3 protein-coding genes are annotated in these 2903 nt (G+C 77.0%); all 3 read left to right on the forward strand.

Annotation, left to right across the window (positions count from 1 at the left end; translation table 11 throughout):
- Positions 1-610: ATP-binding protein (locus VF825_RS19390; RefSeq protein WP_331116491.1), on the forward strand; the 610-nt coding region annotated here is incomplete at its 5' end.
- Complete coding sequence (gene dprA, locus VF825_RS19395; protein ID WP_331116493.1) at positions 607-1719, forward strand: DNA-processing protein DprA; 1113 nt, start codon at positions 607-609, stop codon at positions 1717-1719. The genes VF825_RS19390 and dprA, both read left to right, overlap by 4 nt.
- 169 nt (positions 1720-1888) lie before the next feature.
- Complete coding sequence (locus VF825_RS19400) at positions 1889-2830, forward strand: tyrosine recombinase XerC (RefSeq protein WP_331116495.1); 942 nt, start codon at positions 1889-1891, stop codon at positions 2828-2830.
- The last annotated feature ends 73 nt before the right edge of the window (positions 2831-2903 follow it).

A 2903-nucleotide genomic window follows, 5' to 3' on the forward strand; every position in this document is an offset into this window, starting at 1 on the left:
GGGGCCGGAGTTCCGCACCAACGTGCTCCAGGCGCTGCGCCAGCCGGTCGAGGCCGGGCGCGTCGTCGTGGCGCGGGCCTCGGGGGTGGTGACCTACCCAGCACGGTTCCAGCTGGTCATGGCCGCCAACCCGTGCCCGTGCGGGCTGGGCTTCGGCAAGGGCGCGGACTGCTCCTGCAGCCCGCTGGCCCGGCGGGCCTACCTCGGCAAGATCGCCGGTCCGGTGCTCGACCGGGTCGACCTGCAGCTGCCGGTCCGTGCGGTGTCCCGGGCCGCCCTGGCGGGAGAGCCCGGGGAGCCCACCGCAGTGGTGGCCCTACGCGTCGCGGCGGCCCGCGAGCTGCAGGCCCGGCGGCTGGCCGGCACCCCCTGGCGGCTGAACTCCCACGTCCCCGGCTCCGAGCTGCGTCGCGGGTCGCTGCGCCTGCCCGCGGCGGCGACCTGCGACCTGGACCGGGCGATCGACCGTGGCCTGCTGACCCTGCGCGGCTACGACCGGGTGCTGCGGCTGGCCTGGACCCTCCGGGACCTGTCCGGTGGTGGCCAGCCCACCCGCCAGGACGTCGGCCTCGCCCTGACGTTGCGAGCGCACGCGGCGGTGGCGGCATGAGCCCCGCTGCGAGCAGCCTGCTCGACCAGGACCGGTTCGCCCGCGCGGCCTGGAGTCGACTGGCCGAGCCCGGGGACCAGGTGGCGGTGTCGCTCGTCGCCCGGGTCGGCGCGGTCGAGGCCCTGCGGGCAGTGCGCGAGCAGGCCCACCCCGCGCTGGAGCGGTTCGCCCCTCGCCTGGGTGTGCTCGACGTCGAGCGCGACCTGGAGGTCGGGGCCCGGTTCGGGGCCCGGGTCCTGTGCCCGGGCGACCCGGCCTGGCCCACCGGGCTGGACGACCTGGCCGCGCCGCCGTTCTGCCTGTGGGTGCGTGGCCCCGCCGACCTGGGGGCCGGGTGCCGCCGCAGCGCCGCCGTCGTCGGCGCCCGCAGCGCCACCGCCTACGGCGAGATGGTCGCCACCGACCTCGCGGCGGGCCTCGCCGAGCGTGGGTTCGTCGTGGTGTCCGGGGCGGCGTTCGGGATCGATGCGGCCGCGCACCGGGGCGTCCTGGCCGTCGACGGCACCACCGTGGCCGTCCTCGCCGGCGGCGTCGACCGGCCCTACCCGGCCGCCCACGCCACATTGCTCGGGCGCATCGTCGAGTCCGGTCTCGTGGTCAGTGAGGTCGCCCCTGCGTCTGCGCCGACGAAGTCCCGGTTCCTGCAGCGCAACCGGCTCATCGCGACCATGACGGTCGGCACGGTGGTGGTCGAGGCAGGGCTGCGCTCCGGCTCGCTCAACACCGCCCGCCATGCCGCCGAGCACGGCCGGGTCGTGGCCGCGGTGCCCGGACCGGTCACCTCGATGATGTCGGCCGGCTGCCACCAGGCGATGCGCGACGGCTACGCCGTGCTCGTGACCGACGCCGCCGAGGTCGCCGACGTGCTCGGGGACCTCGGCGGTGATTCCGCCCCTCGACCCAGCGACCCGGCCCGGCCCGGCGACGACCTCGACGAGCTCACGGCCCGGGTGCACGCCAGCCTGCCCGTGCGCCGCGGCGTGCCGGTGGAGCGGCTTGCCGTGGCGGGCGGCCTCGCCCCGGCCGAGGTGGCTGCCGGTTTGGGTCGCCTGGAGCTCCTCGGTCTGGCCGAGCGGCACGGGGAGGGCTGGCGCCAGCGTCGGCAGTGAGTGAGGCACCCGGCTGGGCGTCTGGCCCGTGCCGCCGCACCGCCCGGGGTGTGGCGCCCGGGTGCACGCCGCGCCGCCCGCGGTGCCCACCGGGGTGCGGACCGGTTGAGTCGGCGGCGCGCCGGGGGCGGTGATTGCCCGGGCCGGCGTCCTTTGCCACGGTGGCGAGGTGTCCAGCAGCGAGTCGGAGCGGGGGGACGAGTCCGCGGGGACGCACGACGCGGTCGAGGCCTTCGCGCGGCACCTGCGATCGGAGCGGGGCCGCTCGGAGCACACACAGCGCGCCTACCTCGGCGACGTGCGCTCGCTGCTGGCGTTCGCCGCCGACCGCGGCGTCACCGGGCTGGTCGACCTGCAGCTGGCCGACCTGCGGTCGTGGCTGGCGCACCTGTCCGAGTCCGGCGCGGCACGGTCGACGGTCGCGCGCCGGGCAGCGGCAGCCCGGGCCTTCCTGCAGTGGGCCACCCGCACCGGCCGGATCGCCACCGACCCCTCCCTGCGACTGGCCGCGCCCAAACGCTCGCGGTCCCTGCCCGCCGTGCTCAAGCCTGCGGAGGCCACCGACCTGCTCGACGTCGCTGCGGTGGCCTCCGACGACGACGACCCCATCCACCTGCGCGACCGTGCCGCCCTGGAGCTGCTCTACGCCAGCGCCGTGCGTGTGGGCGAGCTCGTCGGTCTCGACATCGACGACGTGGACCTGGCGGCGGGCACGGTCCGGGTCCTGGGCAAGGGAGCCAAGGAGCGTGTCGTGCCGTTCGGTGACCCGGCCCGACGGGCGCTGCAGGACTGGCTGGACCGTGGCCGACCGCAGCTGGTGACGCCCGAGAGCGGCCCGGCCCTGCTGCTCGGCCGCCGTGGCCGCCGGGCCGACGCGCGCCAGGTGCGCAGCGCCGTCCACGCCCTGCTGGCCCACGTGAAGGACGCCCCCGACCTCGGCCCGCACGGGCTGCGGCACAGCGCAGCCACCCACCTGCTGGAGGGTGGCGCCGACCTGCGCACGGTCCAGGAGATGCTCGGCCACGCGAGCCTGGCGACCACGCAGATCTACACGCACGTGTCGGTCGACCGACTCCGCCGGTCCTACGAACAGGCGCACCCGCGTGCGTGAGCCGGCGGGTGGTCGAAGCCCCCGGCCCCGTTCGAGGTGCAGGGGCACTTCGTTCCGCAGGGTCGGGTCCGGC

This window comes from Oryzihumus sp. (assembly GCF_036391795.1).
Taxonomy (GTDB): Bacteria; Actinomycetota; Actinomycetes; order Actinomycetales; family Dermatophilaceae; genus Oryzihumus.